Origin of the sequence: Citrobacter amalonaticus Y19 (assembly GCF_000981805.1) — a bacterium.
In the GTDB taxonomy this organism is placed as follows: domain Bacteria; phylum Pseudomonadota; class Gammaproteobacteria; order Enterobacterales; family Enterobacteriaceae; genus Citrobacter_A; species Citrobacter_A amalonaticus_C.
This window is the reverse complement of record NZ_CP011132.1, coordinates 2,558,613-2,578,794: the sequence shown is the minus strand read 5'-3', so window position 1 is coordinate 2,578,794 and position 20,182 is coordinate 2,558,613. Positions and strand designations below refer to the sequence as shown.

Below are 20,182 nucleotides of genomic sequence, written 5' to 3'. Positions count from 1 at the left end.
CCTTGCTACAGCAAGCTCTTGACGTAAGCGTCAATGTCGCTGATGTATTTTTCTATTCCTAGAGCATCTTTCTCGCGAATCAGATGTTCCAGCGTTTCACATAACTGCTTGCCGGGTACCAGATTTAGCATGGCAAACACGCCTTTCAGGCGGTGAGCCGTTTGGGCTAGCGCAGCAAAATCGCTGGTTGCTGCCTCAGTATACAACCTCTTAACATCATCCGGTACTGTGTCTACAAATAGCGCGTAATAGCCGCTGGCATGAAGTTCGGCGTTTTCATTACCTCCCAGAGGGGATTCCGGGATAGCCTCCTGCGCCAGTTGTTCTTCAATTAGTTGTAGTACAGCTTCCTGCATAGCGTTGCTCATATTAAAGTTGACGCGAAGCTGGCCAGGACCAATTTTCCGCACGCCTGACTCATCATCGCTTAAAAGCAAGCCGGAGGCAGTAAGATTAGACGGATTATCCGTTAAAAAGAGATCATATTCTTGACTTATGAGTCTCTCATCCGGGGTAATGCAGGTCGCTCCCCAGTTTTCCAACTGACGAAGCACGATGTTGCGAACCTCGTTAGAGGTCACGTCGATCATGACGCTGACATCATCCAGCAGACGCTCTTCGTCTTCTCTATGCTGGTCGAGCGGCGTCATTTTAACATGGACTGTGTAGCGTGTACCCAGTGCTTCTCGCGCTTTTATGTTCAAATGTCCGCCGAGTTTACGCGCCAGCTGATCGCATAACCAGAAGGCCAGCGGATTGGCTTTGCCGTAACGATCTTTCTGCGTCTCGCTGATGAACGGGAAATGCAGGTTGTCGATTTCGCTCAACGTCACGCCTTCACCGGTATCCAGAATGCGGAATGTCAGGCGTTCGGCCACCGATTCATCCTGACTTACCTCAAGCGTGATTTTACCAATCTGGGTGGTTGTCACCGCGTACTGCATCAGCAACAGTAAGATCCGCCGCAGCGCATCGCGATCGCCATGCCGCTCATCGTTTGCCTTCAGATGGTTGTTGATGAGCAACTGCAGCCCTTTGCGTTTCATGGCCGGCAGCACGTGTGGCACGACTTCGTCAATCAGCGCCTGAACCGAGAAGAGGGTCGGTTCGCTCTTCCAGGTATCGCTTTCCAGCATATTCGCCAGTTGAATTTCATCGATCATGCGTACCAATACGTCGGCATGATTCGCCAGTTGCTGCGCATCAGGTGTTTGCACTTGGGCAACCTCGGCCGCCAACTTTTTAACCGGGTCTTTTAACGTCTCGCTGATGTTTTGCATAAAGGCAGCGCGGCCCTGCTGATTTTTTTCGTATAACCGCTGCGCCTGTTTGAGCTTTTTGTTCACCAGTACTTCACGATCCTGGTCGCGGATAATAAAGATCTGGGTACGCGGAGCAACCTGACTGCGGAACAGGCGTATCTCATACAACTCATTATTGACGGTCGCCTGGATAACGCCCTGATGCTGTTCCGCCATGCTGGTGATGTTTTGCAGATTCAGATGCGGTAACAGATGGTCGGCAATTTTGTTGCTCATCACCGTGCGGTTCGCCTCCTGGTCATGCACCAGCAGACCCAGCGGCAGCAGGGAGACAATTTCTTCATTAATGGCGCGCAGAATACGTAGCTCATTATTGGCTGCGGTATTCGGCGCGACTTCGGTTGTGCGTCCGGGTTGGTGACGGAAGGTGGTGTAGCCAAACAACGCGAGGGCCAGCAGGCCGATATTCAGCAACAGCGGCAACAGGATGTTTTGCAGCGTGTCGAGCAGCAGGGTTCCGAACGGCACCTGCCAGACCAGTCGCATTCCCGTCGAGTTCAGCACCGAAGAGATTTCAATTTTCGAACTGTTAAAGCTGATGTTTACGCTATCTGGCGATTCTTTATCCGGATTGCGTGTACTGACCGGCGTGGTGTCAGGTTCAAGGCGGAAGCTGTCCAGCGGCATGCCGGGGGGAATTAAGTCATTGATGGGCAGATCAAATGCGACAACGGTCGCCAGATGTCCCGGCTGGTTAAAGGTGGTCCGCAGGGTAAAGTAGTGGCCATTTTGCCAAGCCAGACGACGCAGCGACGAAAAGCTTTCCCGTTCATCCAGCGCATTGGCCTGCTGAAGCATCTCTGCCCGGCGTGAATCGACAATGCTGCCGATGGTCGACTCTTTAAATCCCGACGAGAGATCTTTCAACGGCAGCGTCGAGATGAGGGTCAGACTGTTGTCCTGGCCGTTGAGATAATACATGGACCACGGCACTGTTTCGGCACCCCACAGGGTATCGAGATAGGTCGAGATCCGCTGCGTCATTTCCAGCGTTGAACTGTCATGCGAGCCAAAGATCAGCGCTTCAGTTTTACGACGCGGTTTTTCGAGATAGTAAACGTCCTGCTTCAGGCGCGTTTCCTGTAATCCTTCGCTGCTCGACGGGTTCGTGGTCGCTGCGATGTTGTCATAGATTTGCCAGGTCGCGTAACGCCAGGTATCGATACGCTTATGGATAGCATGTGTGATATCGACGATTTGATAGCTCTTATCTTTCAACCATGCGTTAACCGCGCTCTGCACCATCACGCCCATCGTTACCAGCAACACGATTATCAGTAATAAAAAGAAACGGGTAATGCTTCCCGGCAGGAGGGAGAATCGGGACGTAGCCGTTGTATCAGACTGACTCATTCGTGGTTATGACCTGTAAAACAACGCCGAAGGTGAAAGGGCAGTATAAAGGGTACGGTGTGAATTTCCACATTCTCTACTCATTGATGTTCTGCATTTTTTGCCAAAAAGAATTCATCAGCTAGATGATGTAAAAGTGTACAGACCCGCCGCCTGCGTACAAATATTACCCGACGTGTGATGTCAAATAGCACGAAATAACAAGAAATCGGTTTCTGATATCAGCCAGTGACTGAATGAAGGTAAATAGTTAATAGTTGTTATTATTTTTGTGCGGTAGCACATAAAGAGAAAACAAGTGTAAAGAAGGGTAAAAAAAAACCGGACGCATCGCATCCGGTTGAAATAGGGGTAAACAGACATTCAGAAATGAATGACGGTAATAAATAAAGTTAATGATGATAGCAAGAGATATTTTAATGATGCGTGACGATTTTGTTTTGTCATTCAGTGCTATGAAATTTATTTAAATAACTTATTGTTTTTGTTGTTATTTTTATATTTCTTGAGTGATTGTGCTTATTTTTTGTCTTTTTGAAGCAAAAAAAAAGTTCCCTCATATTTACATTTTGAAACACCTATGTGGATAAATGAAACATCTTAAAAGTTTTAGTATCATATTCGTGTTGGATTATTCTGCAATTTTGAGGAGAATGAACTTGCCGACTGGTTAATGAGGGTTAATCAGTATGCAGTGGCATAAAAAAGCAAATAAAGGCATATAACAGAGGGTTAATAAAATGAAAGTTAAAGTACTGTCCCTCCTGGTACCAGCACTGCTGGTAGCAGGCGCAGCAAATGCGGCTGAAATTTACAACAAAGACGGCAACAAATTAGACCTGTTCGGTAAAGTCGACGGTCTGCATTATTTCTCCGATGATAAGAGCGCTGACGGCGATCAGACCTATATGCGTATCGGCTTCAAAGGCGAAACCCAGGTTAACGATCAGATCACCGGTTACGGCCAGTGGGAGTATCAGATCCAGGGTAACGCACCTGAATCCGAAAACAACTCCTGGACTCGTGTCGCATTCGCGGGTCTGAAATTCGGCGACGCGGGTTCTTTCGACTACGGTCGTAACTACGGCGTTGTGTATGACGTTACGTCCTGGACCGACGTCCTGCCAGAATTCGGTGGCGACACCTACGGTTCTGACAACTTCATGCAGCAGCGTGGTAACGGCTTTGCGACTTACCGTAACGCGGATTTCTTCGGTCTGGTGGATGGCCTGAACTTTGCCCTGCAGTATCAGGGTAAAAACGGTAGCCCGTCTGGCGAAGGTCCTGATGGCCTTGATTACACCGGCGTAACGAACAACGGTCGTGAAGCACTGCGTCAGAACGGCGACGGTGTCGGCGGTTCCGTAACCTATAACATCGGCGAAGGCTTCGGTCTGGGTGCGGCAGTGAGCAGCTCCAAACGTACTGATGAGCAGAACAAGCTGAACCTCGGTAACGGCGACCGTGCTGAAACCTACACTGGCGGCCTGAAATACGACGCTAACAACGTTTACCTGGCAGCACAGTACACCCAGACCTACAACGCAACACGCGTAGGCGGCCAGGGCTGGGCTAACAAAGCACAGAACTTCGAAGTGGTTGCTCAGTACCAGTTCGACTTCGGTCTGCGTCCGTCCGTTGCTTACCTGCAGTCCAAAGGTAAAGACCTCGGCGCAACGGTTAACGGTCGTACCTACAACGACGAAGATCTGCTGAAATATGTTGATGTTGGCGCAACCTACTACTTCAACAAAAACATGTCCACCTACGTTGATTACAAAATCAACCTGCTGGATGACAACGCCTTTACCCGTAGCACGGGTATCAGCACCGACGACATCGTTGCACTGGGTCTGGTTTACCAGTTCTAAGTTTGCTTAATGTCGATAAAAGGCCCTTCGGGGCCTTTTTTTATGCGGTTTTACGGCGCACAACTGCTGGTTTTTGGTGTACTCTTGCGCTTCTTTCGCAGGAGGACAATCACGTATGGAAATGAACATTGCTCGCGTGGCCTTACTGGCTGTGACCGTCTTTTTTACCGGGTGCGATAACGCACCAGACGCGGCGCAAACGCCGGCGGTGGCTCCGGTCGTGTTGGAAGGGAAAACGATGGGCACCTTCTGGCGTGTAAGCGTGGTCGGGGTCAATGCTAAATCGGCAGCGGCGCTACAAACAAAAATTCAGACGCAACTGGATGCCGACGACCAACTGCTCTCAACCTATAAAAATGATTCGGCGCTGATGCGCTTTAACCTGTCGAAAAGTCTTTCTCCCTGGCCTGTCAGCGAGGCGATGGCGGATATTGTTACCTCAGCGCTGCGTATTGGGCAAAAAACGCAGGGCGCGATGGACATCACCGTCGGGCCGTTGGTGAATTTGTGGGGATTTGGTCCCGACAAACAGCCGGTCCAGATCCCGACGCAGGCGCAAATTGACGCGGCAAAAGCTAACAGCGGGTTGCAGCACCTGACGGTGATCAACCAGGCGAAACAGCAATATCTGCAAAAAGATCTGCCGGATTTGTTTGTCGATCTCTCCACCGTCGGTGAAGGCTACGCCGCCGATCACCTGGCACAGTTGATGGAGCGGGAAGGTATCGCCCGCTATCTGGTTTCGGTCGGCGGGGCGCTGAACAGTCGCGGGATGAATGCCGAAGGGCATCCGTGGCGGGTGGCTATCCAGAAACCCACCGACCGTGAGAATGCCGTTCAGGCGGTGGTGGATATTAACGGACACGGCATCAGTACCTCCGGCAGTTACCGCAACTACTACGAGCTGAACGGCAAGCGCCTCACTCATGTTATCGATCCGCAAACGGGTCGTCCCATCGAGCATAATCTGGTGTCGGTGACGGTGATTGCGCCAACGGCGCTGGAGGCGGATGGCTGGGATACCGGGCTGATGGTGCTCGGTACGGAGAAAGCCAAAGAGGTCGTACGCCAGGAAGGGCTGGCGGTGTATATGATCACCAAAGAGGGGGAGGGATTCAAAACCTGGATGTCTCCGCAGTTTGAAAGCTTCCTCATCCGTGAACAAAATTAAAAAGCAAGATTGCGGGTTTTCGGGTGACGGGTTTCGGACACACTGCAGCTAAGCAGGCACTATGCTTAATGAAGGAGTCCAGAATGAAAAATTATCAACGCGTAAATGACGATCAACGCTGGCAGTCGGTGTTAGAACGCGATTCTGACGTCGACGGTCAGTTTGTGTTTGCCGTGCAAACGACCGGGATCTTTTGTCGACCCTCCTGTACGGCCAAACATGCGCTGCGTAAAAATGTCCGCTTCTTTCCCGATGCGCAGGCCGCGCTGATGGCAGGGTTTCGCCCATGTAAACGCTGTCAGCCGGATAAAGCTAACGCCCAGCAGCACCGGCTGGATAAAATCACGCATGCCTGCCAGCTTCTGGAGCAGGAGAACCCAATAACGCTCACGGTTCTGGCTGAGAAGGTGGCGATGAGCCCGTATCATCTGCATCGCTTGTTCAAAGCCACAACCGGGATGACGCCAAAAGCCTGGCAGCAGTCGTATCGCGCCCGCCGCCTGCGTGACGCTCTGAGTCACGGCGAAAGCGTGACCCAGGCGATTCTGAATGCCGGTTTTCCTGACAGCAGCAGCTATTATCGTAACGCCGATGCGGCGCTTGGGATGACGGCAAAACAGTTCCGCCGTGGCGGTGACAAACTGGCCGTGCGCTATGCGCTGGCTGATTGCTCACTTGGACGCTGTCTGGTGGCGGAGAGCGAGCGGGGAATTTGCGCCATTTTGTTAGGCGATGACGATGCGGCGCTGATTGCTGAACTGCAGACCTTGTTCCCGGCCGCTCAGGATAGCCCCGCTGACGTTCATTTTCAGCAGCGCATTCACCGTGTGATTGCCAGTATTGACGGGCGCGACGCCGCACTGTCGTTGCCGCTGGATATACAGGGCACCGCGTTTCAGCAGCAGGTCTGGCAGGCGCTACGCACGATTCCCTACGGCGAGACCGTCAGCTATCAGCAACTGGCAAAAGCGATCGGCAAGCCGAAAGCGGTTCGTGCGGTTGCCAGCGCCTGTGGCGCGAACAAACTGGCGATCGTGATCCCCTGTCACCGCGTTGTCCGCGGCGATGGTTCTCTTTCCGGTTATCGCTGGGGCGTGTCGCGCAAGGCGCAGATCCTGCGGCGTGAATCGCCTGATGAGGGAACATAATGCTCGATCTGTTTGCCGATTCGCAGCCCTGGCAGGAACCGCTGGCACCCGGCGCCGTCATTTTGCGCCGCTTTGCCTTCAGCGCGGCGCCGCAACTGGTGCAGGAGATTGAGACGGTCGCCCACCGGTCGCCGTTTCGGCAGATGGTCACCCCCGGCGGTTACACGATGTCGGTGGCGATGACCAACTGTGGACGGCTGGGCTGGACGACCGACAGCCACGGCTACCTCTATTCGCCTGTCGATCCGCTGACGGGCCTCGCCTGGCCAGACTTTCCGCCGTCCTTTCTGCGTCTGAGTCAGCAGGCGGCAACGGCGGCGGGCTACGCGGATTATCAGCCGGACGCCTGTCTGATCAACCGCTATGTGCCTGGCGCAAAGCTTTCTTTGCATCAGGATAAAGACGAGCCGGATCTGCGCGCGCCAATTGTCTCTGTCTCGCTGGGCTTACCGGCTGTCTTTCAGTTTGGCGGCCTGAAGCGTAGCGATCCGCTGACGCGCATTCTGCTGGAACATGGTGATGTGGTGGTCTGGGGCGGAGAATCACGTCTGTTTTACCACGGTATTCAGCCGCTGAAGGCCGGGTTCCATCCGGCGACCGCGGATTGTCGCTACAATCTGACTTTTCGTCAGGCGGGTAAAAAAGAATAAAAATAAGAATTATTATTGCTGAACGCGTTGAGACGTTTAAACTGCGGGCTGTTATTCCTTGTCCGGGTTGTATGAATGGAACTACTTCTTCTTGTCTGGCGGCAGTATCGCTGGCCATTTATTAGCGTGATGGCGCTCAGCCTCGTCAGCGCGGCGCTGGGGATTGGTCTTATCGCCTTTATCAACCAGCGTCTTATTGAGACCGCGGATCCCTCTTTGCTGGTTTTACCGGAATTTCTCGGGTTGCTGTTACTGTTGATGGCGGTGACGCTGGGCTCACAACTGGCGCTCACCACGCTGGGACACCACTTTGTCTTCCGCCTGCGCAGTGAATTCATCAAACGTATTCTTGATACCCACGTTGAACGTATTGAGCAACTGGGCAGCGCCTCTCTGCTGGCCGGATTGACCAGCGACGTGCGCAACATCACCATTGCCTTTGTCCGTCTGCCTGAACTGGTACAGGGGATCATCCTGACCGTCGGTTCGGCGGCGTATCTGGCGATGCTGTCGACCAAAATGCTGCTGGTGACGGCTATCTGGATGATTATTACCATCTGGGGCGGTTTTATGCTGGTGTCGCGGGTTTACCGGCATATGGCGACGCTGCGTGAAACCGAGGATAAGCTGTATAACGATTATCAGACAGTGCTGGAAGGGCGCAAAGAGCTGACGCTCAACCGCGAGCGGGCGGAGCATATCTTCAACAACCTCTATATTCCGGATGCCAAAGCGTATCGCCACCATATTATTCGTGCCGATACCTTCCACCTCAGCGCCGTAAACTGGTCAAATATCATGATGCTCGGCGCGATTGGCCTGGTGTTCTGGATGGCAAACAGCCTCGGCTGGGCGGATACCAACGTCGCGGCGACTTACTCGTTAACGCTGTTGTTCCTGCGGACACCGCTGCTGTCGGCGGTGGGAGCATTACCCACGCTGCTGACGGCGCAGGTTGCATTCAACAAGCTGAACACATTCGCGCTGGCGCCGTTTAAGGCACAATTCCCGCGCCCGCAGGCGTTCCCGGGATGGAAAACCCTCGAACTGCGTAACGTCATGTTCCACTATCAGGACAACGCATTCTCCGTGGGACCAGTGAATCTGACGATTAACCGGGGTGAACTGCTGTTCTTAATCGGCGGCAACGGCAGCGGGAAATCGACGCTGGCGATGCTGCTGACGGGGCTATATCAGCCACAGTCCGGGGAGATCCTGCTGGACGGAAAACCTGTCAGCGCCGAAAAGCCGGAAGATTATCGCAAGCTCTTTTCGGCAGTGTTTACCGACGTCTGGCTGTTTGACCGACTGCTGGGGCCGGAAGGTAAACCGGCCGATCCTGCACTGGTTGAGAAGTGGCTGGCGCACCTGAAAATGGCGCACAAGCTGGAACTGAGCGATGGCCGGATCCTGAATCTGAAGCTGTCGAAGGGGCAGAAAAAGCGCGTGGCGCTGCTGCTGGCGCTGGCGGAAGATCGCGACATTATTCTGCTCGATGAATGGGCCGCCGATCAGGATCCGCACTTTCGCCGCGAGTTTTACCAGGTGCTACTGCCGCTGATGCAGGAGATGGGGAAAACCATTTTCGCCATCAGCCACGACGACCACTATTTTATTCACGCCGACCGTCTGCTGGAAATGCGTAACGGACAACTGAGTGAACTGGTGGGCGATGAACGTGACGCCGCGTCGCGCGATGCGGTCGCGCGCACGGCCTGATTTATCTGACCGTTGTCCCGATGGCGCAACGCTTTTCGGGGCAACGGCTCTTTTTTTATCCATCTGACGCCCCCGTTTATTGTTATTTACATAACCTCGCGCCATGCTTAATGGCATCTCATATCATGGATTTATGATTAATGTTCGCTAAACACCAAAACAGCGCAAGGCTGCGCGATGAAGAACGTGCGCGGCTGATCTGGCTGCTCACTACCGATAAAGCCATTGTTTCCACCCTGTTAGGCAAGCTCACCCTGGCTGAGCAATATGATGTCGGAACGTTATCCGACGATATTGCTGAGGTAGGCGCGCTGGTCGACCATCTTCCGCCGCCCGATCTCGCGGATACCCTTGAAGCGCTCCCGTCGGAAGAGCGTCACGCCCTCTGGCGGCTGATCGAAAGCGAAAAGCGCGGCTATGTGCTGCTCGAAGCCTCGGAAAACGTCTGGGACGACCTGATCGATGAAATGACCGACCGGGAGTTGCTCGAGGCGCTGCAATATCTCGATATCGACGAACAGATTTACCTGGTTCAACACCTGCCGCGTAACCTCACCGGCCGGTTGCTGGCGACGCTACCGCCCGAAGAACGGGCCCGCGTGCGTCAGGTCATGCATTACGAAAAGAATCGCGTCGGTGCGATTATGGAGTTCGAGGTCATTACCGTCCGCCCGGACGTGACGCTGGAAGTCGTACAGCGCTATCTGCGCCGTCTGGGCAAGATGCCGGAAAACACCGATAAACTGTTCGTCACCCGCCGTGACAAAACGCTGGTCGGGGAGCTTACCCTGACCTGTATTTTGCTCAACGACGTGCAGCGCAAAGTCAGCGAGGTGATGGATGACGATCCGCTGACCTTCGCCCCGGAAGACAAAGCGGAAAACGCGGCGCGTACCTTCGAACGTGACAACCTGGTCAGCGCCGCGGTGGTTGATTCATCCGGCAAACTGATGGGACGCCTGACGATCGACGAGATAGTCGACGTGGTCTATGAAGAAACCGACACTGATCTGCGTCGGATGGGCGGGTTGAGCGCTGAAGAGGACGTTTTTGCGCCCGTTCCCAAAGCGGTGAAAACGCGCTGGGCGTGGCTGGCTATCAACCTGTGTACCGCGTTCATCGCCTCGCGTGTGATTGATGGCTTTGAGCACACCATTTCACAACTGGTGGCGTTAGCGTCGCTGATGCCCATTGTCGCCGGGATCGGCGGAAATACCGGTAATCAGACCATCACCATGATTGTCCGGGCGCTGGCGCTACAAAACATCCAGCCGGGTAACCTGACGTTTCTTATTCTGCGCGAGATGGGCGTGGCGCTGGTCAATGGCCTTGTCTGGGGCGGGATTATGGGCGGGATCACCTGGTGGCTGTACGACGACATGGCGCTCGGCGGGGTGATGACCCTGGCAATGATGCTGAACCTGTTAATGGCGGCGCTGATGGGGGTGATCATCCCAATGACGATGGTGAAGCTCGGACGCGACCCGGCGGTCGGTTCGAGCGTGATGATCACCGCGATTACTGATACCGGCGGGTTCTTTATTTTTCTTGGGCTGGCGACGCTGTTTCTGATGTAGTGCGTCGTTTACGCTTCACGATGCGGGGCAGTAATCCCATTGCCACCACCCCGGCAACCACGCCAATCGCCAGGTTGCCGGTGGAGACCGTTGCGCCAACGGTAATGACCATCACCAGCGTCTCCACCACGGGCAGTGTCGTCAGGGTGGCAGGCTGAATGCTGTGCCAACTGAATGTTTTCACTGCCACAATCACCATGATCCCGGCCAGAACCGACATCGGGATTTTCGCCATCACGTCGCTCAGCGCGGTCACCAGCAGCAGTAAAACCAGCCCGGCGGCGATCGTCGATACGCGGCTGCGGCCTTTCCCCATCTCCACGTTCACGATGGTCTGCCCGATCATCGCACAACCGGCAATGCCGCCATAAAAACCCGCCAGAATGTTGGCAAGTCCCAGACCCGTGCTTTCACGATTTTTATTCGACGGCGTAACCGTCAGGTCATCAACCAGTTTCGCCGTCAGCAGCGATTCCATCAGGCCGACGAAAGCGATACTCAGTGCGCAGGGCCAGATAATCGCCAGTGTGTGCAAATTCAGCGGCACCAACAGTTGCGTCAGTCCTGGCAGGCCACCGCTCATTGCGCCTTCATCGCCGACGGTCGGCAGCAGTTGCCCGGTGGTCGCGGTAAACAACGTCAGCAAGACAATGGCAATCAGCGGCGCAGGGATGCTTTTAATCACCCGCGGCACCCACAGCACAATCAGCAGCGTTAAGGCAAACAGTCCCCAGATGAGCGGGCTTTTGCTCCAGAAATGGGGAACCTGGGCGAAGAAAATCAGAATGCCGAGGGCGTTCACAAACCCGGTCATGACGGCGGTGGGAATAAAACGCATCAGGCGCGCCATCCCGGTGACGCCAAACAGAATCTGAATGAATCCGGCCAGTACCACCGCAGGCAGGATGTACTGTACGCCATGCTGATGCACCATCGGGCCAATCACCAGCGCAACGGAACCCGCTGCCGCCGTGACCATCGCGGGACGACCGCCCATGAAAGACATGGCCAGACAGAGAACCACTGAGGCAATCAGGCTGACTTTCGGGTCAACGCCAGCAATCACTGAAAAGGAAATCACTTCCGGGATCAGCGCCAGCGCGGTGATGACACCCGCCAGCGTTTCGCGTACCAGCAGATGGGGAGTGCGAAGAACGCCGCTGACGGTGTGTTCCGCAGCCAGGGCAGGAGACGAAGGGGTTACAGACATATTTACTCTCAGGTCGGAAAGGGCCTGATAACAGCAGACCGGCAGGCGTCCGTGCGGTGAATAACAGCGCGCCGCATAGTACCTTTCTGGAGCGTCAGTTTCCAGAAAATATTGCGAATAACCCTATAAAGATTCAACGTATTTTTAACATTTTTAAAATCTAAATATAATTTATAAACAATATTTAAATGTTATTACTGAAATGTTAACGTTGATGCCGCTCGATTTTCACCTGCAAAAAAGCAAAAAACGATACTAAAAGTAAGGCATTAACAATATGAAAAAAGTGACTGCCATGCTCTTCTCGATGGCCGTAGGGCTGAATGCTGTCTCGATGGCGGCAAAAGCGAAAGCGACGGAAGAGCAGGAAACGGACGTGCTGTTGATCGGCGGCGGCATCATGAGCGCGACACTGGGAACGTATTTACAGGAACTGGAACCCGGCTGGTCGATGACGATGGTGGAGCGCCTGGACGGTGTTGCACAAGAGAGTTCAAACGGCTGGAACAACGCCGGTACAGGGCACTCCGCGCTGATGGAACTGAACTACACGCCACAGAAAGCCGACGGGAGTATCAGCACCGAAAAGGCAGTCGAAATTAACGAAGCCTTCCAGATTTCCCGCCAGTTCTGGGCGCATCAGGTCAATCGCGGTGTGATGCATGACCCGCACTCCTTCATCACCACCGTTCCGCACATGAGCTTCGTCTGGGGGGATGAGAACGTCAACTTCCTGCGCGCCCGCTATGCGGCACTGCAACAGAGCACGCTGTTCCGTGGCATGCGCTACTCTGAAGACCACGCGCAAATTAAAGCGTGGGCGCCGCTGGTGATGGAAGGGCGCGATCCGAAACAGAAAGTCGCCGCCACGCGTACCGAAATGGGAACGGATGTGAACTACGGCGAAATTACACGCCAGCTGATTGCCTCGTTACAGAAAAAGCCCAACTTTGCGCTGGAACTGAGCACCGAAGTCCGCGGGTTTAAACGTAACGACGATAATACCTGGACGGTGACCGTCGCCGATCTGAAAAACGGTGAGGCGGAACATAACATCAAAGCAAAATTCGTCTTTATCGGCGCAGGCGGCGCAGCGCTGAAACTGCTGCAGGAAACCGGTATTCCTGAAGCCAAAGAGTATGCGGGCTTCCCGGTCGGCGGTCAGTTCCTGGTCGCAGAAAACCCGGACGTGGTGAATCGCCATCTGGCTAAAGTCTACGGCCAGGCTTCCGTGGGCGCACCGCCGATGTCGGTCCCGCACATTGATACCCGTATTCTGGACGGCAAACGCGTCGTGCTGTTTGGGCCGTTCGCCACCTTCTCCACCAAATTCCTGAAAAACGGTTCGTTGTGGGATCTGCTGGGTTCAACCACGCCTTCCAACTTTATGCCGATGGTCAACGTGGGGCTCGATAACTTCGATCTGGTGAAATACCTGATTAGCCAGGTCATGCTGAGCGATGACGACCGCTTCGACGCGCTGAAAGCGTACTACCCGCAGGCGAAGAAAGCGGACTGGCGTTTGTGGCAAGCGGGTCAGCGCGTACAGATCATCAAGCGTGATGAAGACAAAGGGGGCGTACTGCGTCTGGGAACGGAAGTGGTGAGCGACAAAGAAGGGACCGTTGCCGCCCTGCTGGGCGCGTCACCGGGCGCATCCACCGCCGCACCGATCATGCTCCACCTGATGGAAACGGTTTTCAAAGATAAAGTGAGCACGCCGCAATGGCAGGAGAAGCTGAAAACGATTATTCCGTCTTACGGTACAAAACTGAACGGCAACGTTGAGGCGACGCAGCAGGAGTTGCAATACACCAGTGACGTGCTGGGTCTGAAATATGACAAACAGCAGGTGGCAGACTCGCTGCCCGCACCGCAACTGAAACCTCAGGCGCAGCCAGAGCGTAAAGCCGTCGCGGATATCGCGCTGTAACGGTATTGCCGGATGGCGCTGCGCTTATCAGGCCTACTTCAGGTTGTTGTAGGCCGGATAAGGCGGTACGCCGCCATCCGGCATCATCAGGGACTTAACGCGTTACCGCGTTCTGCACGTTATCTTCCGCTTTCCAGATGCGGAATTTCACATCGACATTTGCCGGGGTATACACCACGATCGGCAACTTGCTGTTGTAACGCAGCATTGCGTCATCACCCAGATACGCGGTCACAAACTTCGGCTCTTTCTTGCCGTCCGGGCAGGCCATCATGGTCGATACCGGGGAGGTGACTTTGTCAAAGACATAGTAGTCATAACCCCAGCCTTCCAGCGTTTTGCTTTCCAGCTTACCGCCCAGGCGATGCTGGTTGCAGTCGACTTCCAGCGTCTGGCCGATCATCAGTTCCACTTTCAGAGTAGATTCATCTTCCTGATGGGGTAACTGAATGACCTGGCGCTTCATCCCTTTTTCCGCCTGCGGATAAGGGGCGATTTTTTCCAGCGGTTGCGGAGTAGTCTCAGCGGATGCCGCCCACGCAGAGGTGCTGGCGAACGCAGCGAACAAAACGGCAGGGACCATTGTCTTCATTTTAGAGTTCACAGGTTTTCCTTTTTTATCTTATGAACGATTCACGGCAGATTAGCATATTCACCAGAGTTATTGATCTGTCTTTACGTATATTTTAAGTGTGATAACTGCTTATGTGTAAGTTGACTGGTTTATTATGCTTATATTTTATTTTTTATTGGGTAATTATCCTAAAAATAATTTCGATATATAAATAACTACATAACCCTTTGATATGTGCGGAGAAGCACATTCCGACAAGCTTCATTCACACTCTTTTGATCCAACCACTGGTTTTACCCCGATTGGGGTATGCTCCTGGAACACATCCTTTACTATCTTACCGATCATAATAATGACTTAGTAGTAACACGGTTTTTATTGTCGTTCACCCAGCCGGGGGAGCGTCGTTTATGGAAGGGCGATGCCATGGTTGATCTATCCCGTCGAGGCATACTGACTGGCAGTTGGCGTAATGCTAACCGTGGGATCCGTCCGCCATGGAGCATGGAAGCCTCTCAGTTTCTGTCCCAGTGCACCCGTTGCGACGCCTGTATCCAGGCTTGTGAACACGATGTTTTGCAGCGTGGCACGGGTGGCTATCCGAGCGTTAATTTCCAACAAAGCGAATGTACCTTCTGCTACGCCTGTGCGCAGGCTTGCCCCGAATCTCTCTTTTCTCCGCGCCACACCAGGGCATGGGATCTGATTTTTACCCTTGGGCAAGCGTGTCTGGCGTTTCAGTCTGTAGAGTGCCGCCGCTGTCAGGATAGCTGTGAGCCGCAGGCGATTATGTTTCGCCCAACGCGGTCCGGCATTTATCAGCCACAACTCGATAACCAGAACTGTAACGGATGCGGCGCGTGTGTCGCCAGTTGCCCGGTGTCAGCCATTACCGCGGAGTATAACCATGCACAATAACTGGCAGGTCTGCAGCCTAATTGTCCAGGCCAAAGGCGAACATGTACAGGATATCAGCACGCAGTTAAACGCATTGCCGGGCTGCGAAGTGGCCGTAAGCGATTCGCAAAGCGGTCAGATGATTGCCGTGGTTGAGGCAGAACACAGCGAAACGCTGATGCAAACAATTGAGTCAGTACGCAACGTAGCGGGCGTGCTGGCGGTGTCGCTGGTTTATCACCAGCAGGAAGAACAAGGTGAGGAAACACCATGAAACTCAGTCGTCGTAGCTTTATGAAAGCTAACGCCGTTGCGGCCGCTGCGGCGGCTGCCGGGCTAAGCGTGCCGGGCGTTGCCCGCGCAGTGGTTGGTCAACAGGAAGCCATCAAGTGGGATAAAGCCCCGTGCCGTTTTTGTGGTACGGGCTGTGGCGTACTGGTCGGAACTCAACAGGGGCGTATTGTCGCCTGTCAGGGCGATCCGGAAGCCCCGGTTAACCGGGGTCTGAACTGCATCAAGGGCTACTTCCTGCCGAAAATTATGTACGGAGATGACCGTTTAACGCAGCCGCTGCTGCGTATGAGAGACGGTAAGTACAGCAAAGACGGCGAATTTACGCCGATCAGCTGGGAGCAGGCCTTCGACGTGATGGAAGAGAAATTCAAAACCTCACTGAAAGAGAAAGGTCCGGAGTCTGTCGGCATGTTTGGTTCCGGTCAGTGGACCATCTGGGAAGGGTACGCCGCCTCCAAACTGTTTAAAGCCGGTTTCCGCTCGAACAACCTCGATCCAAACGCGCGTCACTGCATGGCGTCAGCGGTAGTTGGCTTCATGCGAACCTTTGGTATGGACGAACCGATGGGCTGCTACGACGATATCGAGCATACCGATGCGTTTGTTCTGTGGGGCGCCAATATGGCGGAAATGCACCCGATCCTCTGGTCGCGCATCACCAACCGTCGTCTCTCCGATCCGAATGTTAACGTCTCCGTGCTGTCCACCTTCCAGCACCGTAGCTTTGAGCTGGCGGACAACGGGATGATCTTTACGCCGCAGTCTGACCTGGTGATCCTCAACTACATCGCCAACTACATCATTCAGAATAACGCGATTAACCAGGACTTCTTCAGCAAGCACGTCAACGTCCGCAAAGGGGCAACGGATATCGGCTATGGCCTGCGTCCGACGCATCCGTTGGAAAAAGCGGCGAAAAACCCAGGTTCTGACGCCTCTGAGCCGATGAGCTTTGAAGATTACAAAGCGTTTGTTGCCGAGTACACGCTGGAAAAAACCGCTGAAATGACCAGCGTGCCGAAAGATCAACTGGAACAACTGGCGAAGCTGTACGCCGACCCGAACAAGAAGGTCATCTCCTACTGGACGATGGGCTTCAACCAGCATACGCGCGGCGTGTGGGCCAACAACCTGATCTACAACATTCACCTGCTGACCGGCAAAATCGCACAACCGGGCTGCGGACCGTTCTCGCTGACCGGTCAACCTTCCGCCTGTGGCACTGCGCGTGAAGTGGGTACCTTTGCTCACCGTCTGCCAGCGGACATGGTGGTCACCAACGAAAAACACCGTGAGATCTGCGAAAAGCACTGGAATATCCCGGCAGGGACTATTCCGGCGAAAATCGGTCTTCACGCGGTGGCCCAGGACCGGGCGCTGAAAGACGGCAAGCTGAACGTCTACTGGACGATGTGTACCAACAACATGCAGGCCGGTCCGAACATCAACGCCGATCGTCTGCCGGGCTGGCGCGATCCGCGCAACTTTATCATTGTCTCCGATCCGTATCCGACCGTCAGCGCGCTGGCAGCGGACCTGATCCTGCCAACCGCGATGTGGGTGGAGAAGGAAGGGGCTTACGGTAACGCCGAGCGCCGTACCCAGTTCTGGCGTCAGCAGATTAAAGCGCCGGGCGAATCGAAATCCGACCTGTGGCAACTGGTTCAGTTCTCACGTCGTTTCAAAACGGAAGAGGTCTGGCCTGAAGAACTGCTGGCGCAAAAACCGGAACTGCGTGGCAAAACGCTGTATGACGTACTGTTTGCCACGCCTGCGGTGAGCAAGTTCCCGCTGACCGAGTTGAAAGAGGATCAGCTTAACGACGAATCCCGCGATCTGGGCTTCTACCTGCAAAAAGGGCTGTTTGAAGAGTACGCCTGGTTTGGTCGCGGCCACGGTCACGATCTGGCACCGTTCGATGATTACCACAAGGCGCGCGGTCTGCGCTGGCCGGTAGTTGACGGGAAAGAGACGCAGTGGCGCTACAGCGAAGGTAACGATCCGTACGTCAAAGCGGGCGAAGGCTACAAGTTCTACGGTAAACCAGACGGTAAAGCGGTGATTTTCGCGCTGCCGTTTGAACCCGCCGCTGAAGCCCCGGATGCAGAATATGATCTGTGGCTTTCCACGGGGCGTGTGCTGGAGCACTGGCATACCGGCAGTATGACGCGCCGCGTGCCTGAACTGCACCGCGCCTTCCCGGAAGGGGTTCTGTTTATTCATCCGCTGGATGCGAAAAAACGCGACATGCGCCGTGGCGATAAAGTCAAAGTGATCTCACGTCGTGGCGAGATGGTTTCCATTGTGGAAACCCGTGGACGTAACCGTCCGCCAGAGGGGCTGGTTTACATGGCGTTCTTCGATGCCGCACAGCTGGTGAATAACCTGACGCTGGATGCGACGGATCCGCTCTCTAAAGAGACGGATTTCAAGAAGTGCGCCGTGAAACTGGCGAAGGTGTAACACGCCATGTCCCGGTCAGCGAAACCCCAAAACGGCCGCCGCCGCTTTCTGCGCGATATTGTACGCACAGCGGGTGGACTGGCTGCCGTTGGCGTGGCGCTGGGGTTACAGCAGCAAACCGCACGCGCTACAGGCGTGCGGTTGCGCCCGCCTGGGGCCGTGAACGAGAACGCCTTTGCCAGCGCCTGTGTGCGCTGCGGGCAGTGCGTTCAGGCATGTCCGTATGACACCTTAAAACTGGCGACGCTCGCGTCGGGTTTGTCGGCCGGTACGCCGTATTTTGTTGCCCGCGATATCCCTTGCGAAATGTGCGAAGACATTCCGTGCGCCAAAGTGTGCCCCAGCGGGGCGCTCGACCGGGAGATTGCCTCCATTGATGATTCGCGAATGGGGCTGGCGGTTTTGCTGGATCAGGAAAACTGCCTGAACTTCCAGGGCTTACGCTGTGACGTCTGCTACCGCGAGTGCCCGAAAATCGATGAGGCCATCACGCTGGAACTGGATCGCAATATGCGAACCGGCAAACATGCGCGATTTATCCCGACCGTTCACAGCGACGCCTGCACGGGCTGCGGTAAATGTGAAAAAGTCTGCGTGCTGGAACAGCCGGCAATCAAAGTGTTGCCGCTGACGCTGGCGAAAGGGGAGTTAGGTCACCATTACCGCTTCGGCTGGCTGGAGGGGAACGATGGCAAATCGTAAGCGTGACGCCGGGCGCGAAGCGCAGGCGAAAAAAGGCGTGTGGCGGAGTCACCGCTGGCTGATTTTCCGCCGTCTTAGCCAGCTTATTGTGCTGGGAATGTTTCTGAGTGGTCCGTGGTTTGGCGTGTGGATCCTGCACGGGAACTACAGCAGTAGCGTGCTGCTGGATACGATCCCGCTGACGGATCCGTTGATTACTCTGCAAAGCCTGGCGAGCGGTCATCTGCCCGCTGCAGTGGGGCTCACGGGCGCAGCGATTATTACGGTGCTGTACGTCCTGGCAGGAAAGCGATTGTTTTGCAGTTGGGTCTGCCCACTGAACCCGATTACCGATTTTGCGGCCTGGCTACGTAGAAGGTTTGACCTGAATCAGTCCGCAACCATTCCGCGTCATATACGGTACGTACTTCTGGTTGTCGTGCTGGTGGGTTCAGCGCTGACCGGGACGCTACTGTGGGAATGGATTAACCCTGTTTCACTGCTGGGGCGTAGCCTGGTGATAGGATTCGGTAGCGGCGCACTGCTGATTATCGCTCTGTTTTTATTTGATTTGCTGGTCGTTGAACACGGCTGGTGCGGGCATCTTTGTCCTTTAGGCGCACTGTATGGCGTGCTGGGTAGCCAGGGCGTGTTAACCGTTGCGGCAAAAGACCGACAGAAATGTAACCGCTGTATGGACTGTTTTCATGTTTGCCCGGAACCGCATGTATTACGTGCACCGGTGCTGGATGAGCAAAGCCCGGTGCAGGTCACCAGCCGCGATTGCATGGCCTGCGGTCGCTGCGTGGATGTCTGTTCTGAGGACGTATTTACAATAACTACACGATGGAGTTCGGGAGCGAAATCATGAAAAGCCATGACCTGAAGAAAGCGCTGTGTCAATGGACAGCCCTGCTGGCCCTGGTGGTGAGCGGTGCGGTTTGGGCGGCAAACGGAGTGGATCTTAGCCAGTCCCCGGAAGTGTCGGGAACACAGGAAGGGGCGATTCGCATGCAAAAAGAGCAGGAGCGTATGCCGCTGAACTACGTGAATCAGCCGCCGATGATTCCCCATAGCGTCGATGGTTACCAGGTGACCACCAACACCAACCGCTGCCTGCAATGCCACGGTGTCGAAAGCTATCGCACCACCGGTGCGCCGCGTATTAGTCCAACTCACTTTATGGACAGCGACGGCAAAGTACTGGCCGAAGTGGCGCCGCGTCGTTATTTCTGTTTGCAGTGTCATGTGCCACAGACTGACGCCCCGCCGATTGTGGGTAACACCTTTACCCCATCGAAAGGTTACGGGAAATAAGA

16 protein-coding genes are annotated in these 20,182 nt (G+C 54.6%); 13 read left to right on the top strand and 3 right to left on the bottom strand.

Translation table 11 applies throughout. The annotated features are described in order from the left end of the window. Positions 1 to 5: 5 nt before the first annotated feature. Positions 6 to 2,675, bottom strand: coding sequence for a phosphotransferase RcsD (gene rcsD, locus F384_RS11895; RefSeq protein ID WP_046481732.1), 2,670 nt, complete (start codon positions 2,673 to 2,675; stop codon positions 6 to 8). 740 nt (positions 2,676 to 3,415) lie between these two features. On the opposite strand from rcsD, the gene F384_RS11890 reads away from it, so the two are divergent. From F384_RS11890 to mgtE, 6 genes are all read left to right on the top strand, one after another. Next, positions 3,416 to 4,546, top strand: coding sequence for a porin OmpC (locus F384_RS11890; RefSeq protein ID WP_046481730.1), 1,131 nt, complete (start codon positions 3,416 to 3,418; stop codon positions 4,544 to 4,546). Positions 4,547 to 4,661: 115 nt separating this feature from the next. Continuing rightward, on the top strand, positions 4,662 to 5,717 hold the full coding sequence (apbE, locus tag F384_RS11885; protein ID WP_046481728.1) for an FAD:protein FMN transferase ApbE: 1,056 nt from the start codon (positions 4,662 to 4,664) through the stop codon (positions 5,715 to 5,717). A gap of 83 nt (positions 5,718 to 5,800) precedes the next feature. Further along, the gene (gene ada, locus F384_RS11880) at positions 5,801 to 6,865 is read left to right on the top strand and encodes a bifunctional DNA-binding transcriptional regulator/O6-methylguanine-DNA methyltransferase Ada (protein ID WP_046481726.1); all 1,065 of its coding nucleotides are present in this window, start codon (positions 5,801 to 5,803) and stop codon (positions 6,863 to 6,865) included. Beyond that, the gene (gene alkB / locus F384_RS11875) at positions 6,865 to 7,515 is read left to right on the top strand and encodes a DNA oxidative demethylase AlkB (protein WP_046481724.1); all 651 of its coding nucleotides are present in this window, start codon (positions 6,865 to 6,867) and stop codon (positions 7,513 to 7,515) included. Before ada ends, alkB begins: the two co-directional genes overlap by 1 nt. Before the next feature lie 75 nt (positions 7,516 to 7,590). Then, the gene (locus F384_RS11870; protein ID WP_046481722.1) at positions 7,591 to 9,234 is read left to right on the top strand and encodes a multidrug ABC transporter permease/ATP-binding protein; all 1,644 of its coding nucleotides are present in this window, start codon (positions 7,591 to 7,593) and stop codon (positions 9,232 to 9,234) included. Between the two features lie 140 nt (positions 9,235 to 9,374). Further along, a complete protein-coding gene (gene mgtE / locus F384_RS11865; protein ID WP_046481721.1) occupies positions 9,375 to 10,811 on the top strand; it encodes a magnesium transporter in 1,437 nt (478 codons plus the stop codon). Here mgtE and F384_RS11860 read toward each other — a convergent pair. Continuing rightward, positions 10,774 to 12,021: a SulP family inorganic anion transporter gene (locus F384_RS11860; protein WP_046481719.1), complete on the bottom strand. Its 1,248-nt coding sequence runs from the start codon at positions 12,019 to 12,021 to the stop codon at positions 10,774 to 10,776. The genes mgtE and F384_RS11860 overlap by 38 nt on opposite strands. A gap of 277 nt (positions 12,022 to 12,298) precedes the next feature. Here F384_RS11860 and mqo point away from each other — a divergent pair, with 277 nt between their 5' ends. Next, a complete protein-coding gene (gene mqo / locus F384_RS11855; RefSeq protein ID WP_046481718.1) occupies positions 12,299 to 13,954 on the top strand; it encodes a malate dehydrogenase (quinone) in 1,656 nt (551 codons plus the stop codon). Between the two features lie 94 nt (positions 13,955 to 14,048). On the opposite strand, the gene eco is transcribed toward mqo, so the two are convergent. Beyond that, on the bottom strand, positions 14,049 to 14,546 hold the full coding sequence (gene eco / locus F384_RS11850) for a serine protease inhibitor ecotin (RefSeq protein WP_046498086.1): 498 nt from the start codon (positions 14,544 to 14,546) through the stop codon (positions 14,049 to 14,051). A gap of 408 nt (positions 14,547 to 14,954) precedes the next feature. Here eco and napF point away from each other — a divergent pair, with 408 nt between their 5' ends. Genes napF through napB form a run of 6 tightly spaced genes read left to right on the top strand, consistent with a single transcriptional unit; the run spans position 14,955 to position 20,180 of the window. Continuing rightward, a complete protein-coding gene (napF, locus tag F384_RS11845; protein ID WP_046481716.1) occupies positions 14,955 to 15,446 on the top strand; it encodes a ferredoxin-type protein NapF in 492 nt (163 codons plus the stop codon). Then, entirely contained in the window at positions 15,436 to 15,699 is a 264-nt protein-coding gene (napD, locus tag F384_RS11840; RefSeq protein ID WP_046481714.1) for a chaperone NapD, read from the top strand. Before napF ends, napD begins: the two co-directional genes overlap by 11 nt. Continuing rightward, positions 15,696 to 18,182: a nitrate reductase catalytic subunit NapA gene (gene napA, locus F384_RS11835; RefSeq protein WP_046481713.1), complete on the top strand. Its 2,487-nt coding sequence runs from the start codon at positions 15,696 to 15,698 to the stop codon at positions 18,180 to 18,182. Before napD ends, napA begins: the two co-directional genes overlap by 4 nt. Positions 18,183 to 18,188: 6 nt before the next feature. Continuing rightward, complete coding sequence (gene napG / locus F384_RS11830) at positions 18,189 to 18,884, top strand: ferredoxin-type protein NapG (RefSeq protein WP_046481711.1); 696 nt, start codon at positions 18,189 to 18,191, stop codon at positions 18,882 to 18,884. Beyond that, positions 18,871 to 19,734 carry a quinol dehydrogenase ferredoxin subunit NapH gene (gene napH, locus F384_RS11825; protein ID WP_046481709.1) on the top strand — a complete coding sequence of 288 codons (864 nt, stop codon included), beginning with the start codon at positions 18,871 to 18,873 and terminating at the stop codon, positions 19,732 to 19,734. Before napG ends, napH begins: the two co-directional genes overlap by 14 nt. Beyond that, entirely contained in the window at positions 19,731 to 20,180 is a 450-nt protein-coding gene (napB, locus tag F384_RS11820; protein WP_046481707.1) for a nitrate reductase cytochrome c-type subunit, read from the top strand. Before napH ends, napB begins: the two co-directional genes overlap by 4 nt. The last annotated feature ends 2 nt before the right edge of the window (positions 20,181 to 20,182 follow it).